This is a genomic window from Burkholderia sp. 22313, assembly GCF_052045245.1.
Classification (GTDB): Bacteria; Pseudomonadota; Gammaproteobacteria; order Burkholderiales; family Burkholderiaceae; genus Burkholderia.
The window spans coordinates 1-14,170 of the sequence record NZ_JBQEON010000017.1 but is presented as its reverse complement, the minus strand read 5'-3'; the positions used below and the strand labels follow the sequence as shown (position 1 = coordinate 14,170).

The 14,170-nt window shown below is 65.9% G+C and carries 14 protein-coding genes; 6 read left to right on the top strand and 8 right to left on the bottom strand.

Annotated elements, in window-relative coordinates; genetic code table 11:
• Positions 1 to 132 precede the first annotated feature (132 nt).
• The 3 genes from ACTJKF_RS15810 to ACTJKF_RS15800 all read right to left on the bottom strand — a co-directional run bounded on the left by ACTJKF_RS15810 (position 133) and on the right by ACTJKF_RS15800 (position 2,359).
• On the bottom strand, positions 133 to 1,146 hold the full coding sequence (locus tag ACTJKF_RS15810) for a tyrosine-type recombinase/integrase (RefSeq protein WP_440624453.1): 1,014 nt from the start codon (positions 1,144 to 1,146) through the stop codon (positions 133 to 135).
• 93 nt (positions 1,147 to 1,239) lie between these two features.
• Positions 1,240 to 1,617: a DUF2471 family protein gene (locus tag ACTJKF_RS15805; protein WP_440624452.1), complete on the bottom strand. Its 378-nt coding sequence runs from the start codon at positions 1,615 to 1,617 to the stop codon at positions 1,240 to 1,242.
• 130 nt (positions 1,618 to 1,747) lie between these two features.
• A complete protein-coding gene (locus tag ACTJKF_RS15800) occupies positions 1,748 to 2,359 on the bottom strand; it encodes a helix-turn-helix domain-containing protein (protein ID WP_440624451.1) in 612 nt (203 codons plus the stop codon).
• A 161-nt stretch (positions 2,360 to 2,520) separates the two neighbouring features.
• On the opposite strand from ACTJKF_RS15800, the gene ACTJKF_RS15795 reads away from it, so the two are divergent.
• The 4 genes from ACTJKF_RS15795 (at position 2,521) to ACTJKF_RS15780 (ending at position 6,733) form a co-directional block, all read left to right on the top strand.
• Entirely contained in the window at positions 2,521 to 3,720 is a 1,200-nt protein-coding gene (locus tag ACTJKF_RS15795; protein WP_440624450.1) for a glycine C-acetyltransferase, read from the top strand.
• Between the two features lie 13 nt (positions 3,721 to 3,733).
• Positions 3,734 to 4,762, top strand: coding sequence for an L-threonine 3-dehydrogenase (gene tdh / locus ACTJKF_RS15790; RefSeq protein WP_098554394.1), 1,029 nt, complete (start codon positions 3,734 to 3,736; stop codon positions 4,760 to 4,762).
• Between the two features lie 821 nt (positions 4,763 to 5,583).
• The gene (locus ACTJKF_RS15785) at positions 5,584 to 6,198 is read left to right on the top strand and encodes a TetR/AcrR family transcriptional regulator (RefSeq protein WP_440624449.1); all 615 of its coding nucleotides are present in this window, start codon (positions 5,584 to 5,586) and stop codon (positions 6,196 to 6,198) included.
• Positions 6,199 to 6,253: 55 nt separating this feature from the next.
• Positions 6,254 to 6,733: a nuclear transport factor 2 family protein gene (locus tag ACTJKF_RS15780; RefSeq protein ID WP_440624448.1), complete on the top strand. Its 480-nt coding sequence runs from the start codon at positions 6,254 to 6,256 to the stop codon at positions 6,731 to 6,733.
• 530 nt (positions 6,734 to 7,263) lie between these two features.
• Here ACTJKF_RS15780 and ACTJKF_RS15775 read toward each other — a convergent pair.
• Positions 7,264 to 8,349: a tartrate dehydrogenase gene (locus tag ACTJKF_RS15775; protein WP_440624447.1), complete on the bottom strand. Its 1,086-nt coding sequence runs from the start codon at positions 8,347 to 8,349 to the stop codon at positions 7,264 to 7,266.
• Positions 8,350 to 8,466: 117 nt separating this feature from the next.
• On the opposite strand from ACTJKF_RS15775, the gene ACTJKF_RS15770 reads away from it, so the two are divergent.
• Entirely contained in the window at positions 8,467 to 9,390 is a 924-nt protein-coding gene (locus ACTJKF_RS15770; RefSeq protein WP_440624446.1) for a LysR substrate-binding domain-containing protein, read from the top strand.
• A gap of 143 nt (positions 9,391 to 9,533) precedes the next feature.
• Here ACTJKF_RS15770 and argC read toward each other — a convergent pair whose 3' ends face one another.
• Complete coding sequence (gene argC / locus ACTJKF_RS15765) at positions 9,534 to 10,481, bottom strand: N-acetyl-gamma-glutamyl-phosphate reductase (RefSeq protein WP_440624445.1); 948 nt, start codon at positions 10,479 to 10,481, stop codon at positions 9,534 to 9,536.
• Between the two features lie 118 nt (positions 10,482 to 10,599).
• On the opposite strand from argC, the gene ACTJKF_RS15760 reads away from it, so the two are divergent.
• Positions 10,600 to 11,484 (top strand): LysR family transcriptional regulator, encoded by an 885-nt coding sequence (locus ACTJKF_RS15760; RefSeq protein WP_440624444.1) that lies wholly within the window; start codon positions 10,600 to 10,602, stop codon positions 11,482 to 11,484.
• Between the two features lie 61 nt (positions 11,485 to 11,545).
• On the opposite strand, the gene ACTJKF_RS15755 is transcribed toward ACTJKF_RS15760, so the two are convergent.
• The 3 genes from ACTJKF_RS15755 to ACTJKF_RS15745 form a co-directional block, all read right to left on the bottom strand.
• Positions 11,546 to 11,998 (bottom strand): signal peptide protein, encoded by a 453-nt coding sequence (locus tag ACTJKF_RS15755; protein WP_440624443.1) that lies wholly within the window; start codon positions 11,996 to 11,998, stop codon positions 11,546 to 11,548.
• A gap of 60 nt (positions 11,999 to 12,058) precedes the next feature.
• Positions 12,059 to 13,276 (bottom strand): patatin-like phospholipase family protein, encoded by a 1,218-nt coding sequence (locus tag ACTJKF_RS15750; RefSeq protein WP_440624442.1) that lies wholly within the window; start codon positions 13,274 to 13,276, stop codon positions 12,059 to 12,061.
• 123 nt (positions 13,277 to 13,399) lie between these two features.
• A partial coding sequence (locus tag ACTJKF_RS15745) for a 3-hydroxybutyrate dehydrogenase (protein ID WP_440624441.1) occupies positions 13,400 to 14,170 on the bottom strand: 771 nt, incomplete at its 5' end.

Below are 14,170 nucleotides of genomic sequence, written 5' to 3'. Positions count from 1 at the left end.
GCCGGCACAGCGATTGCCCAGGTGAGGTGATCCGGGAAGCTTGAGGTGAGGTTTTTCGGGAGCTGTGAAACGGTGAGGCTACGTCGCACAAGGCTGCTCACGGATCATGTCGCGTGAGCAGCCCGGTCGCGATCAGTGAGTATCGTCGTCGTCGGACGGGTCACCATTCGCGAGCGCTTCCCGCCAGTTTTTCCACGCGCGGTGCAGACGGTTGGACGAGATCGGCCGCACGAAGCCGAGCCATTTGCCGACCCGCTCGGGCGCCACGTCGTGTTCGAACAGTTCGGCTGCATAGGTATTGCGCAGCGTTTGCGGACTTGCACGTGCGGTGCGCGACGATGTCAGCCCGGCGGATTCGACGATCGCGTCGATCGCGCGCAGCATCGTCGCCTTGTGCATCGGCCGCCCGGCATGCGATGCCGGGAACACGAGCTCGCCGGGAATCTCCTGGCGCTTGCGCTCCACGAGCCATGCTTCGAGCAACGCGATCGCGAACGATGCCAGATGGGTTTCGCGCGCGAAATCCGGATGCGTCGACGGAATCTGCAGCGACGTTCCGCTTGTATTGATGCAACTAATCGTAAGCACGCGTGCTTCGCCGGTTTTCACGCCGGCGCCCAGAAATACCGCGACGAGCGCGCGATCGCGCCGCTCTTTCCAGTAGGCGGAGCCCGATACGCCGATCGGCGAAAACAGGTACGCCAGCAACTTTGCACGCTCGGCCGGCGTCAGGAAACCGGTGGGCTCGTTGTCACGCGCCTTTCGCCAGGTCGCTTCGCCATCCTGAGCAATGAAGCGAGCCGGGTTGGTCGATGCGAGTTCGGTGCGACGAATGTGGTCGAGCACACGCTCGATCAGCCGCAAATAGCGCATTCGCTGGGTTTTCCTGATGGGAAGCTCGCCGACGAAGTGCGCGATCGATGCGGTGTCGACCGTGGCCAGGTTTTTCTGGTGGGTTCGCAGCCAGGTGAGAAACGCACCCCATTGCGCGCGATAGACGTCGGCCGATGAGCGGCGATAGTCCTGCATGGCAAGCCAGGCGTCGAACGCAGTCTCGGGCGAGGCGATCCAGTCGGACGAACCACGGTCGAACAGATCCTTTTCTTCCGGGCGTGCCGGGGTGTCGGAGGGCGTTGGAAGGGACATGTTATTTATTCCGTTAGTTGCGTATATGGTAGCCCTTTCCGCAACGTCGCGGGCAGCAGGATGCGGGAGCTGGACGCTGTTTTGAACGTGGCGTCAGTCGCCCCACGCCTTGGACGGACGGTGAACGCGCTGGCCGGGCGTGGCGTCCTGCGATCGGGCCGCCGCTTCATAGGCGAGCACCGCGAACGAGAAGGCGGCAGGGAGCGCATTCGACCGGCCGAAGTCGATCGGATCGTCCGTTTCGGGAAAGGTCATGTCCGACGGCCGTTCGAACAGTCGACGCATGCCGGCCTCGTGCCGGCTGGCAAAGCCGAGATCGGCGAGCGCCTCGGCTTCGATGGCGTGCAGCAGACGCCACGACAGCGGGACGCGCTGGTGGATATAGCGTCCGGCAATATGGCGAACGATCAGCTCGAGGTCGTGCGCGGCAGCCTTGAAGCTGAGCGCGGCCAAATCTTGTTCTTCTGTCATCGCAGGCTCCTGTCGACCGGAGCGGGCGCCTCGGTGCGCCGACCCCGGCCCATGCATGGCGGAATGTCCGTATACTGTACAAACATACAGTATTTTCCGCAACCGGCCTTTCGGCCGGCTATCCACATCGTCAGCGATGAATCACGATCAGGAGTGCGCGCGCCTCCGACTTGCCGGGGTTGCGGATCGCGTGCGGCGTGTCGGCCGGGTAGCGCGCGGTGTCGCCGGCCTTCAGGCGCCGGCTCGCGTCGGCGGCTTCGATTTCCATCGCGCCCTGCAGCACGGTGAGGTGCTCGCGCGTGCCGGGTTCGTGCGCGTTCGATACCAGCGCGCCGCCGCCCGGCAGCGTCAGCTCATACCATTCGAATTTGCCGGCGAGGTCGATCGGGCCCCATACGCGCAATTGGTAGCGGCCGTCGTGGCCGGCGAGTGTCGGGATGTCGTGCGGGCCGTCCACGCGGATCGTCTCCGGCGTTTTCGGCTGCGAGAACAGTTCGTCGAGCGTGATGCCGAGCGCGTTCGTGAGCCGCCACGCGACCGCGATCGTCGGGTTGGCCTTGTCGCGCTCGATCTCGGAGAGCATCGACTTCGATACGCCGGCCGCGCGCGACAGGTCGTCGAGCGTCAGCTTGCGCTCGTTGCGCAGGCGCTGGATTTGCTCGCCGACGCGCGGCGGCGTCACGGCCGGCGGCTGCGGTGCGGCGCCGGCAGGCGTGCGCCGCGACGCGGAGGAACTTGCCATTTGGTGTCCGTTCGCTTAGAGTTGTTCGGTATTTCGAATTTTAGTTCGGAATAACGGATAAATGCGGTCAACCGAACGACCGACTATAACAGTAGCAGGCCGTTGCGCTGCCGCCACGAGTGGCGCGCGACGGAATGCGAATCCCTGTCAGGAGCTTTGCGATGCGTGATGCCTTTCTCGCCCAGGTGCGCGGGACGCTCGACCAGATCCGCGCGGACGGTTTTTACAAGACCGAGCGCGAGATCGCGAGTCCCCAGGCCGCGGCCGTGCGGCTCGCCGGCGGTGCCGGCGTGCTGAATTTCTGCGCGAACAACTATCTCGGTCTGGCGAACGATCCGCGCCTGATCGCAGCGGCGCAGGCCGGTCTCGACCAGGACGGCTTCGGCATGGCGTCGGTGCGCTTCATCTGCGGCACGCAAACCGTGCACAAGCAGCTCGAAAGTGCGCTGGCATCGTTTCTCGGCACCGAGGACAGCATCCTCTATTCGAGCTGCTTCGATGCGAACGGCGGCCTGTTCGAGACGCTGCTCGACGAGAACGACGCGGTGATCAGCGACGAGCTGAACCACGCGAGCATCATCGACGGCATCCGCCTGTGCAAGGCGAAGCGTTTTCGCTACAAGAACAACGATCTGTCGGATCTCGAGGCGAAGCTGAAGGAAGCCGACGCCGCGGGCGCGCGCCACAAGCTGATCGCGACCGACGGCGTGTTCTCGATGGACGGCATCATCGCCGACCTGAAAGGCATCTGTGACCTCGCCGATCGTTACGGCGCGCTTGTGATGGTCGACGATTCGCATGCGGTCGGCTTCATCGGCGCGCATGGCCGCGGCACGCCCGAGCACTGCGGCGTCGACGGTCGCGTCGACATCATCACCGGCACGCTCGGCAAGGCGCTGGGCGGTGCGTCGGGCGGCTATGTCGCAGCCCGACGCGAGGTCGTCGAACTGCTGCGCCAGCGTTCGCGTCCGTACCTGTTCTCGAACACGCTGACGCCGAGCATCGCCGCCGCGTCGCTGAAAGTGCTGGAACTGCTCGGCAGCGACGAAGGTGCGAAGCTGCGCGAACGCGTGCGCGAGAATGGCGTGCGTTTCCGCGAGCAGATGACTGCCGCGGGCTTCACGCTCGTGCCGGGCGCGCATCCGATCATCCCGGTGATGCTCGGCGACGCGCAACTCGCGACGAACATGGCCGACAAACTGCTCGCCGAAGGCGTCTACGTGATCGGCTTCTCGTTCCCGGTCGTGCCGCGCGGTCGCGCGCGCATCCGGACGCAGATGAGCGCCGCGCATACGCCCGAACAGATCGATCAGACGGTCGCCGCGTTCGTACGCGTCGGCAAGTCGCTCGGCATCGTCTGACGGAGACGCGATCATGAAAGCACTGGCAAAACTCGAACGCGGCCCGGGCCTCACGCTGACGCGCGTGAAGCGACCCGAAGTCGGACACAACGACGTGCTGATCAAGATTCGCCGCACGGCGATCTGCGGCACCGACATCCATATCTGGAAGTGGGACGACTGGGCGCAGAAGACGATTCCCGTGCCGATGCACGTCGGCCACGAATACGTCGGCGAGATCGTCGAGATGGGGCAGGAAGTGCGCGGCTTCGCGATCGGCGATCGCGTGTCCGGCGAAGGCCACATCACGTGCGGCTTCTGTCGTAACTGTCGCGCGGGGCGCCGGCATCTGTGCCGCAACACGGTCGGCGTCGGCGTGAACCGTGAAGGGGCGTTCGCCGAGTACCTGGCGATTCCCGCGTTCAATGCGTTCAAGATTCCGCCCGAGATTTCCGACGATCTCGCGTCGATCTTCGATCCGTTCGGCAACGCGACGCACACGGCGCTGTCGTTCAACCTCGTCGGCGAGGACGTGCTGATCACCGGCGCGGGCCCGATCGGCATCATGGCCGTCGCGATCGCGAAGCATGTCGGCGCGCGCAACGTCGTGATCACCGACATCAACGACTATCGGCTCGAACTCGCGCGCAAGATGGGTGCGACGCGGGCGGTCAACGTCGCCCGCGAATCGCTGCGCGACGTGATGGCCGACCTGCGGATGACGGAAGGCTTCGACGTCGGCCTCGAGATGTCGGGCGTGCCGAGCGCGTTTACCAGCATGCTCGAGGCGATGAATCACGGCGGCAAGGTCGCGCTGCTCGGCATTCCGCCCGCGCAGACGGCGATCGACTGGAACCAGGTGATCTTCAAGGGGCTCGAGATCAAGGGCATCTACGGTCGCGAGATGTTCGAGACCTGGTACAAGATGGTCGCGATGCTGCAAAGCGGCCTCGATCTGTCGCCGATCATCACACACCGCTTTGCGGCCGACGATTTCGAGAAAGGCTTCGATGCGATGCTGTCCGGCGAAAGCGGCAAGGTGATTCTCGACTGGACGGTCTGAGTACGGGGGCGGCTCGGCGCGTTGGCCGGCGGCCCCGCTCGTATCGACTCGCGTGTTTGTCGGGGCCAAGCGGCTTCGACAAACGCTTGAGGTGAGACTATTCGGGAGCTGTGTCGGCGTGCCGAATGGCGGCTCGATCACGCTTTCGTGATGCGTATGACCGCGGAATTCAACGGGCTGCACGCCGTTTCGCGTTAGCGGCACGCGGGCGGTCACGCATCGATTCTCCGGATCGCATCGGTGAAACGCACCCGCGCATGCACCTCACCCGTCAGCGTCGCTCCGCTGTCTCCACTCTCGCGTCGTTCGGCGCGTGTCTTTCTTCTCACCGTTCCGTTGTTGCTTGCCGCGCTTGCATGACGGGGCCTTGTCGCGTCAGCTGCTTGCCATCGCGTTGCTCCGGCTCCGCGGCAACACGCCGACATGTCGCTTCGCTGATACCGGATCGCAGCACGAAGCGTGAGGTGATCGATCACGCGCGAACTCACCCGCCAGCCTGTCAATCGACATTCACCGGTGCGCCGCACGCCATGTGATCCGCTCACCGCTCAACCATCGCGGTTCGAGTTGCAGACTCGACGCGACGACCCAGCGTCTCGGGCGGTGCGGTGCGATGCCGATCAGATTGCCGCGCGTGCCGGACGTCGAGACGAGCCCACGTCGCGCCGCACACCGATACGCACGGGATGCCTCTGCCTGACGCTGCCCCGCGCGGATGACGAAGCGCAACAGCAGCAACGTCGCGGCGTTCGGCCCTCCCGTCGACAGGGCCTTTTCATCCAGATGTTGACGGTGGAGAACGATCGTTCTACCGTAAACCCATGAACTCACATGATGATCTCTCCGGCGAACCGGCCGTTCGCGACCGGCTCCTCGACGCGGCCGAAGCACTGATCTACTCGGGCGGCATCCACGCCACGGGTGTCGATGCGATCGTGAAGCGGTCGGGCGCCGCGCGAAAGAGCTTTTATTCGCATTTCGAATCGAAGGAAGCGCTGGTCGTCGCCGCACTTGAGCGCCGGGACGAACGCTGGATGCGCTGGTTCGTCGATGCAACGCTGGCGCGCGGCAAGTCGCCGCGTGCGCATTTGCTCGGCATGTTCGATGTGCTGCGCGACTGGTTCGCGCAACCCGATTTTCACGGCTGCGCGTTCCTGAATGCGTCCGGCGAGATTGCGGACGCCGACGATCCGGTGCGCGTCGTTGCGCGCATGCACAAGGCGCGCTTGCTCGCGTTCGTGCGCGAGCGGTTCGATGCGTATGCCGACGCCGCCGGGATCGAGCGCCGCGGATTGGCCCGCATCGCGCGCCAATGGCTGGTGCTGATCGACGGCGCGATTGGCGTGGCGCTCGTCAGCGGCGATGCAACCGCCGCGCGCGATGCGCGCGCCACCGCCGAACACTTGCTCGATACGGTGTCGCGAGCATCGAAGTAGCGTGTCCGAACCGGCTGCGCGCGTGCGCAGCCAGAACCTTGAACAGGAGCATCCCATGTCCGTTTCCCCTGAAGTTCGTCCGCCCGTTCCGCCCTTCACGCTCGACACCGCGCGCCAGAAGGTGCGTGCCGCCGAGGATGCGTGGAACACGCGCGACCCGCAGCGCGTGTCGCTCGCCTATACGCCGCAGAGTCAGTGGCGCAATCGCGCGGAGTTCGTGACGGGCCGCGACGCGATCGTCGGCCTGCTGCAGCGGAAATGGACGCGCGAGCTCGACTATCGTCTGATCAAGGAGTTGTGGGCATTCGGCGGCAATCGCATCGCGGTGCGATTCGCGTACGAATGGCACGACGACGCCGGCAACTGGTTCCGCTCATACGGAAACGAAAACTGGGAGTTCGACGAAAACGGATTGATGGCGCATCGCCATGCGAGCATCAATGATCTGCCGATTCGCGAAGCGGATCGCCTGTATCACTGGGCACTCGGCCGCCGTCCGGACGATCATCCCGGCCTGTCCGATCTCGGGCTGTGACGCCGCGTCGACGCGCTCGATCGGGTATCGAGCGCGACGCCCGGGCTCAATGGTGAGGAAATTCGGGAGTCGTGCGTTGAGGTGAGTGTTTTCGGGAGAAGGGGATTTCGTGCGCGACGGTGTGATGCTTCACGCGCTGCATCTCACCGATCAATCGCCGCAGGAAACGACGCGGTTGCGTTGAAGGAAGCACCGCATCCATTGGCATGCACGGTTACTCATCGCGCGAGGGCGAGTGCAAGGGCAAGGGCGAATCGAACGTGATACCGACGGCGGTGGTGAAACTCAACCGGTGTGTATCGATGCGCGATGCAATTCACCGATCGGCTTCAATGCGATGCCGACCACGGCGATGAATCGACGCGCGATCAACCGTGCGCGACACCGAATCGCGTGGCTCACCGTTCGAAATCGACACCTGAAATCGACACGCATGAAGGCGTGCACACCGACATCGACAAAGGTGCGCGGCGGTCGGGNCCCGACCGCAACGGCAATCGGCCCAATCGATCGTCTTTCACCTCGCTCCGTCAGCCGGCGATCCGCGCCGCGATCGCCTCGCCGATTTCCTTCGTCCCGGCCTGGCCGCCGAGATCGCGCGTTCGCGGCCCCGCGCGCAGCACGTCCTCGATCGCCGCGACGATCACGTCGTGTGCTTCGCGTTCGCGGCCTGCGCCGTTGCCGAGAAAGTCGAGCATCATCGCCGCCGACCAGATCATCGCGATCGGGTTGGCGATGGACTGGCCGGCGATGTCCGGCGCGGAGCCGTGCACCGGTTCGAACAGCGACGGAAACGTGCGATCCGGGTTGAGGTTCGCCGACGGCGCGATGCCGATCGTGCCCGTGCAGGCCGGCCCGAGGTCGGACAGGATGTCGCCGAACAGGTTCGATGCGACGACGACGTCGAAGCGGTCCGGCTGCAGCACGAAGCGCGCGCACAGGATGTCGATGTGCTGCTTGTCGACGGCGATCTCGGGATAGCGTTCGCCCATTTCGGCCGCGCGCGCATCCCACCACGGCATGCTGATCGCGATGCCGTTGCTCTTCGTCGCGACGGTCAGGCGCTTCGCGCGGCGCTGCGCGAGCTCGAACGCGAACTTCAGCACGCGCTCGGTGCCGTGCCGCGTGAAGATCGACTGCTGCATCACCACTTCGCGGTCGGTGCCTTCGAACATCGTGCCGCCGACCGACGAATATTCGCCCTCGGTGTTCTCGCGCACGATCATGAAGTCGATGTCGCCCGGCTTGCGGCCGGCGAGCGGCGACGGCACGCCGTCGAACAGGCGCGCGGGCCGCAGGTTGATGTACTGGTCGAACTCGCGGCGGAATTTCAACAGCGAACCCCACAGCGAAATGTGGTCCGGCACCGTCGCGGGCCAGCCGACCGCGCCGAACAGGATCGCATCCATGCCCGACAGTTGCGCCTTCCAGTCGTCCGGCATCATCTGGCCGTGCTGCGCGTAGTAGTCGCAACTGGCCCAGTCGATCTGCTCGAATTCGAAGCGGATGCCGAAGCGTGCCGTGACGGCGTCAAGCGCGCGCAGGCCCTCGGGCATCACTTCACGGCCGATGCCGTCACCGGGAATCACGGCAATTTTGTAGATCCTGTCGCTCATGCAAGTCTCCTTCGCGGGTCGGGCCGCTGGCGGCATGCGCAGCGGAACATGACGCCATTCTATTTATTTCCATTCAGATTAAAATCGTGAGAAAGGTTAATCGACTTTCCACGAATCGTGAATAAATCCCCGAATCTCGACGACCTGCGCGTGTTCAGCCTGGTCGTTCGCCTGACGAGCTTCAGCGCGGCCGCCGAGCAGCTCGCGGTGTCGCCCGCGTACGTGAGCAAGCGCGTCGCGCTGCTCGAGGCGCAGCTCGGCACGCGGCTGCTGCATCGCTCGACGCGCCGCGTGACGGTCACGGAGGCCGGCGAGCGCGTGTTCGCGCGCGCCGAGAAGATTCTGGATGACGTCGATCATCTCGTCGAGGACGTGTCGACCACGCGCACGGTGCCGCGCGGCACGCTGCGCATTTCGAGCAGCTTCGGCTTCGGCCGGCATGTCGTCGCGCCGGCGCTGCTCGATTTCTCCGCCCGCTATCCGCAGCTCAACGTGCGGCTCGACCTGTTCGACCGGCTCGTCGACGTCGCGGGCGAAGGCTACGACCTCGACGTGCGCATCGGCGACGAGATCGCCGATCATCTGATCGCGCGCCGCCTCGCCGCGAACTATCGTGTGCTGTGCGCGGCGCCCGACTATCTCGCGCGGCGCGGCACGCCGCGCACGCTCGCGGATCTCGCGTCGCACGACTGTCTCGCCATCAAGGAGCGCGACCATCCGTTCGGCGTCTGGCGTCTGAACCTGCGTGGCGCGACGACAACGGTGAAGGTCGGCGGCACGCTGTCGACGAATCACGGCGAGGTGGCCGTGCAATGGGCGCTGGCCGGGCGCGGGATCGTGTTGCGCTCGGTCTGGGAAGCGGGGCCGCTGATCGAACGCGGCGAACTCTGTCGCGTGCTGCCGGATGCGATTCAGCCGGCGAATATCTGGGCGGTGTATCCGGAACGCGTGGCGGCGTCGGCGAAAGTACGCGTGTGCGTCGATTTTCTGGCGGAGGCGCTCGCTGGCTTGAATGCCGCCGCGAGCGACGACGCGGGCTGAAATCGGCTAAAGGTGAGATTTTACGGGGGCATGTGCGCAACGTCGGCACCTGCCCGTTTTCGGCTCGCAATCGCGTCACGAACCGGCAGGGTGTGACACGCATCGCTGCGCCGGCCTGGTCGACGATCATGCCTGCCGCCGGCTCACGCCGCTTTCGCCACGCTCACTGTCCCAAGCATCAGGTCGAGATTCTGCACAGCCGCACCGGATGCCCCTTTGCCGAGATTGTCGAACACGGCGGACAACAGCACCTGACCGTGCTCGGCATTGACGAACACACTGAGCCGCAAGTCGTTCGTTCCGTTCAGCGCTTGCGGATCGAGATGCGTGATGGCGCGCGTGTCCGCGAGCGGCGTCACTTCGACGTGGCGCGCGCCGGCGTAATGGTGCGCGAGACACGCATGCAGCATCTCACCGGTCACGCCGGCCGGGAGCAGGCGCAGCTCGATCGGCACGGTCAGCACGATGCCCTGCCGATAGGCGCCGTAAGCCGGCACGAACAGCGGACGGTGCGCGAGCCCGGCATGCAGCTGGATCTCGGGCACGTGCTTGTGCGCGAGCGCGAGGCCGTAGAGCTGCAGCGGTTTCGCGCGAGCGGCGTCGTTCGATTCGAACGCGTCGACGGCGGTCCGCCCGCCGCCCGAGTAACCGGACACCGCATGGATGCTCACCGGGTAGTCGCGCGGCAGCAGGCCGGCCTGTCGCAGCGGCCGCAGCAGGCCGATCGCGCCCGTCGGATAGCAGCCCGGATTGGTCACGCGCCGCGCGCGTGCGATGGTCTCCGCGTGTCCGTCGACCATCTCGGGAAAGCCGTAGACCCAGCCCGGCGCGGTGCGATGCGCCGAACTCGCGTCGATCACGCGCACCGCGGGATTCCGGATGAAGCCGACCGCTTCGCGCGCGGCCGCGTCGGGCAGGCACAGAATCGCGATATCGGCTGCGTTGATCGCTTCGGCGCGCCGCGCGGGGTCCTTGCGCTCGGCGTCCGGCAGCGTGACGCGTTGCAGGTCGGTGCGAGCGCGCAGGCGCTCGTGGATCAGCAATCCGGTCGTACCTTGGTCGCCGTCGATGTAGACAGTGGGGAGGCTCATGGTGGTCGCGTTCCTCGTTGCGGACGTCGGGAAAGCCGTATCGTCCATCGAACGCCTAGAATAGGAAAAGTTGAATTTCCTGATTGCAGGATTCAGTTTTCCTGAACGAGAGGCGGAAATGCGCGAGATCAGTCTGGACCGGCTGCGTACGCTGGTCGCCATCGCCGACCAGGGCTCCTTCGTGGCCGCCGCGCAATTGCTGCACCTTGCGCCGCCGACGGTCAGCCTTCATATCGCCGAACTCGAAAGCCGCATCGGCGCGCCGTTGCTGTCGCGCACGCGCGGCAACGTGCAGCCGTCGACGATCGGTGCGGTGCTGGTGGAGCGGGCGCGCCGTCTGCTGGCCGAGGTCGAGTCGACCCTCGACGACGTGGAACGGCAAGTGCAGGGCTTGACCGGGCGAGTGCGCCTCGGCGCATCGACCGGCGCGATCGCTCATCTGTTGCCGCAGGCGGTGGCCCGGCTGCGCGAGCAGCATCCGGACATCGATGTCCAGATCGCGGTGCTGACGTCGCAGGACACCCTGGCGCGCATTGCGCAGGGCACGCTCGACGTCGGGCTGGTGGCGTTGCCGCAGCCGGCGGTCGCGGGGCTGTCGATCCGCGCGTGGCGGCGCGATCCGGTGCTGGCCTTCCTGCCTGCCGACTGGCGGCTGCCGGCGCGGGTGACGCCGGCTTATCTGGCCGCGCGGCCGTTGATTCTGAACGATGCAACCACGCGCCTGTCGCGTCTTACGACCGAATGGTTCGCGCTCGGCGGCCACCGGCCCGAGCCGCGCATCGAACTCAACTACAACGATGCGATCAAGAGCCTGGTCGCCGCGGGTTACGGTGCGACGCTGCTGCCGCACGAGGCGGGCGCTCCGCTGCCCGATTCCCGCATCGTCATGCGGCCGCTGCGTCCGGCGTTGTGGCGCGAGCTGGGTATCGCGCATCGGGCCGGGCCGATCGAGCGATCGACCCAGCACGTGCTCGACGCATTGCGGGCGCTCGGCGCGCGCTAGGGAACGGCGGGCGGCACGTCGGTTCGTGCCGGGTCAGGCATCGGCATGCGGCCGTGGCCGGTTACAGCCGGTTGTCCTTCGCGAGCATCAGCACGCGTGCCCAGCGCTGCGCATCGCGCTTGTCCATCATCGGCAGTGTCCATTCGCCGCGCACGCGCACGACCAGATGCCAGCGGCCGTCGATCGGCGCGGCCTCGCAGCCGTCGAGTTGCGACAGCGTATAGCGGCCGTCCGCGCCGTCATGCGACAACCACAGCAGCCCCTGCGTCGCGGACACGCGCACCTCGCCCCACGCGCGATGCACGATGTGGGTCCAGCCTTGTTCCTTCGTGTTCGGGGCGATGTCGCGGCGGCGTTTGATCCACCACGCGATCAGCGCGATCAGGAGCGCGGCGGCGAGCACGGCGGCCGCGATCGCGACCGGCTGGCCGAACTGCGCGGCGATGACGTGAAACAGGTGAACCGCGCCCCAGCCCAGGGCGACGAGCGCGAACAGCGCAATGAAAATCGGCATGTCGAATCGGAAAAGAGGACGGACCGGCGCATGTATCGCGCCGGTCCGTCGCACACGGCATTACCGGCGGCGGTGAATGTCGTGCGTGATGAAGCCCGCGTCGTTGACGGGCAGCGCGAGGCCGTCCTTGACTGCGAGCGTCTTGCGGATGTCGTCGAGACCCGCGCTCCAATGGTCGCGCATTGTCGACAGACCGAACTGATAGTCCTTGTAGTGGTGCTCGTATGCCTTCTGCTGATAGATCAGGTGCTGGATGTTGTACTTCTTCCCGCTCGACATCGCATCAGCCTCGACGCACCACGGGTCGTTCTTGCGCTGCGCTTCCGGCACCTGGTCGAGCACGTGGCGCAGCACGTTGCGGTAGCGCTGTTCGCGCTGCAGCGTGTCGGTGACGAAACGCGTGCGGCTCGAATACTGCACGTCCTTCGTGCGTTCCGCGACGTCGGCCATCGTGCGCGGCAGCGGCCCGCGGGCACTCCACAGATCGACCTGGAACGCGAGCGTGTCGCGGCGCGGACGCGCACGCAGCACTTCCATCAGCGGCGTGTTCGACACGACGCCGCCGTCCCAGTAGTACTCGCCGTCGATCTCGACCGGCGGGAACGCGGGCGGCAGCGCGCCGGACGCCATGAAGTGCTCGGGCGCGAGGCGGATGCGCGAGTTGTCGAAGTACACGAAGTTGCCGGTACCGACGTTGACCGCGCCGACCGACACGCGCGTCTCGCCCGAGTTGATCCGGTCGAAGTCGCACAGCTTGAGCAGCGTCGCGCGCAGCGCGGACGTGTCGTACCAGCTGATCTTTTCCGGATGATCGGCCACACCCGGCAGCGGCGGCGGGAAGCGCGGCACGAAGAAGCCCTGCTGGCCCTGCATCATCGCGCTCGCGGCCTGCGATGCGGTGAAGAACGTGCGGATCTGGTCGATGCTGTTGAACAGCGCGAATTCGAACGCGGCCGGAATCGCGGGAAAGAACGCCGGCTGGCAGATCGTTTCCCAGAATTCACGCAGCCGCGCGACGCGATGTTCGGGCGCATTGCCGGCGATCAGCGCGGTGTTGAGCGCGCCGATCGAGATGCCGGCGATCCAGTCGAGCGGGATGCCCGCTTCGTGCAGCCCTTCGAACACGCCGGCCTGATACGCGCCGAGCGCGCCGCCGCCCTGCAGGACGAGCGCGATCGTATCGTAGGGCAGCGACCGCGCAGCGGCCGGCGCGCCGGCTTCGTGATGCAGGTCCGCCGCATCGACGGCCTGCTTTTCTGTACGCGCGTGCGGTTTCATCAGTTGCTCCGAGAAATCCCGCCGTGGATGGCGGAGACCAAAGGCATGCCGTCGGCAGACGGCTTGCCTTCGTGAGAATAAGCCGTGGTGCGGGAGTCGCCTCCCTGTCGGGAGGCGAGGGCGTTACTGCATGAACCAGCCGTGGCTGACGACGAACGACTGGCCCGTGAGCGCGGCGCTCGGGAACGCCGACAGGAACAGCACCGTCTGCGCGACGTCCTGTACCGTCGTGAACACGCCGTCGACCGTGTTGCCGAGCATCACCTTCTTGATCACGTCCTCTTCGCTGATGCCGAGCTCCTTCGCCTGCTCCGGAATCTGCTTGTCGACCAGCGGCGTGCGCACGAAGCCCGGACACACGACGTGCGAGCGCACGTTGTGCTTCGCGCCTTCCTTCGCCAGCACGCGCGCGAGGCCCAGCAGCCCGTGCTTGGCCGTCACGTACGCCGACTTCAGCGGCGACGCCTCGTGCGAGTGCACCGAGCCCATGTAGATCACGACGCCGCCGCGATCGTCCTTGTACATGTGCTTGAGCGCGGCCTTCGTCGTCAGGAACGCGCCGTCGACGTGGATCGCCTGCATCTTCTTCCAGTCGGAAAACGAATAGTTCTCGATCGGGTTGACGATCTGGATGCCCGCGTTCGACACGAGGATGTCGATCGAGCCGAATGCGGCGGCCACCTTGTCGATGCCGCTGTTGACCGCTTCCTCGCTGGTCACGTCCATCGCGACGCCGATCGCCTTGCCGCCTGCCTTGTTGATCTCGTCGGCAACCGCGTTCGCGCCGTCCTGGTTCAGGTCGGCGATCGCGACGGCCGCGCCCGCTTTCGCGAGCTCCAGCGCGATTTCCTTGCCGATGCCGCTTGCGGCGCCCGTGACGACTGCGGTCTTGCC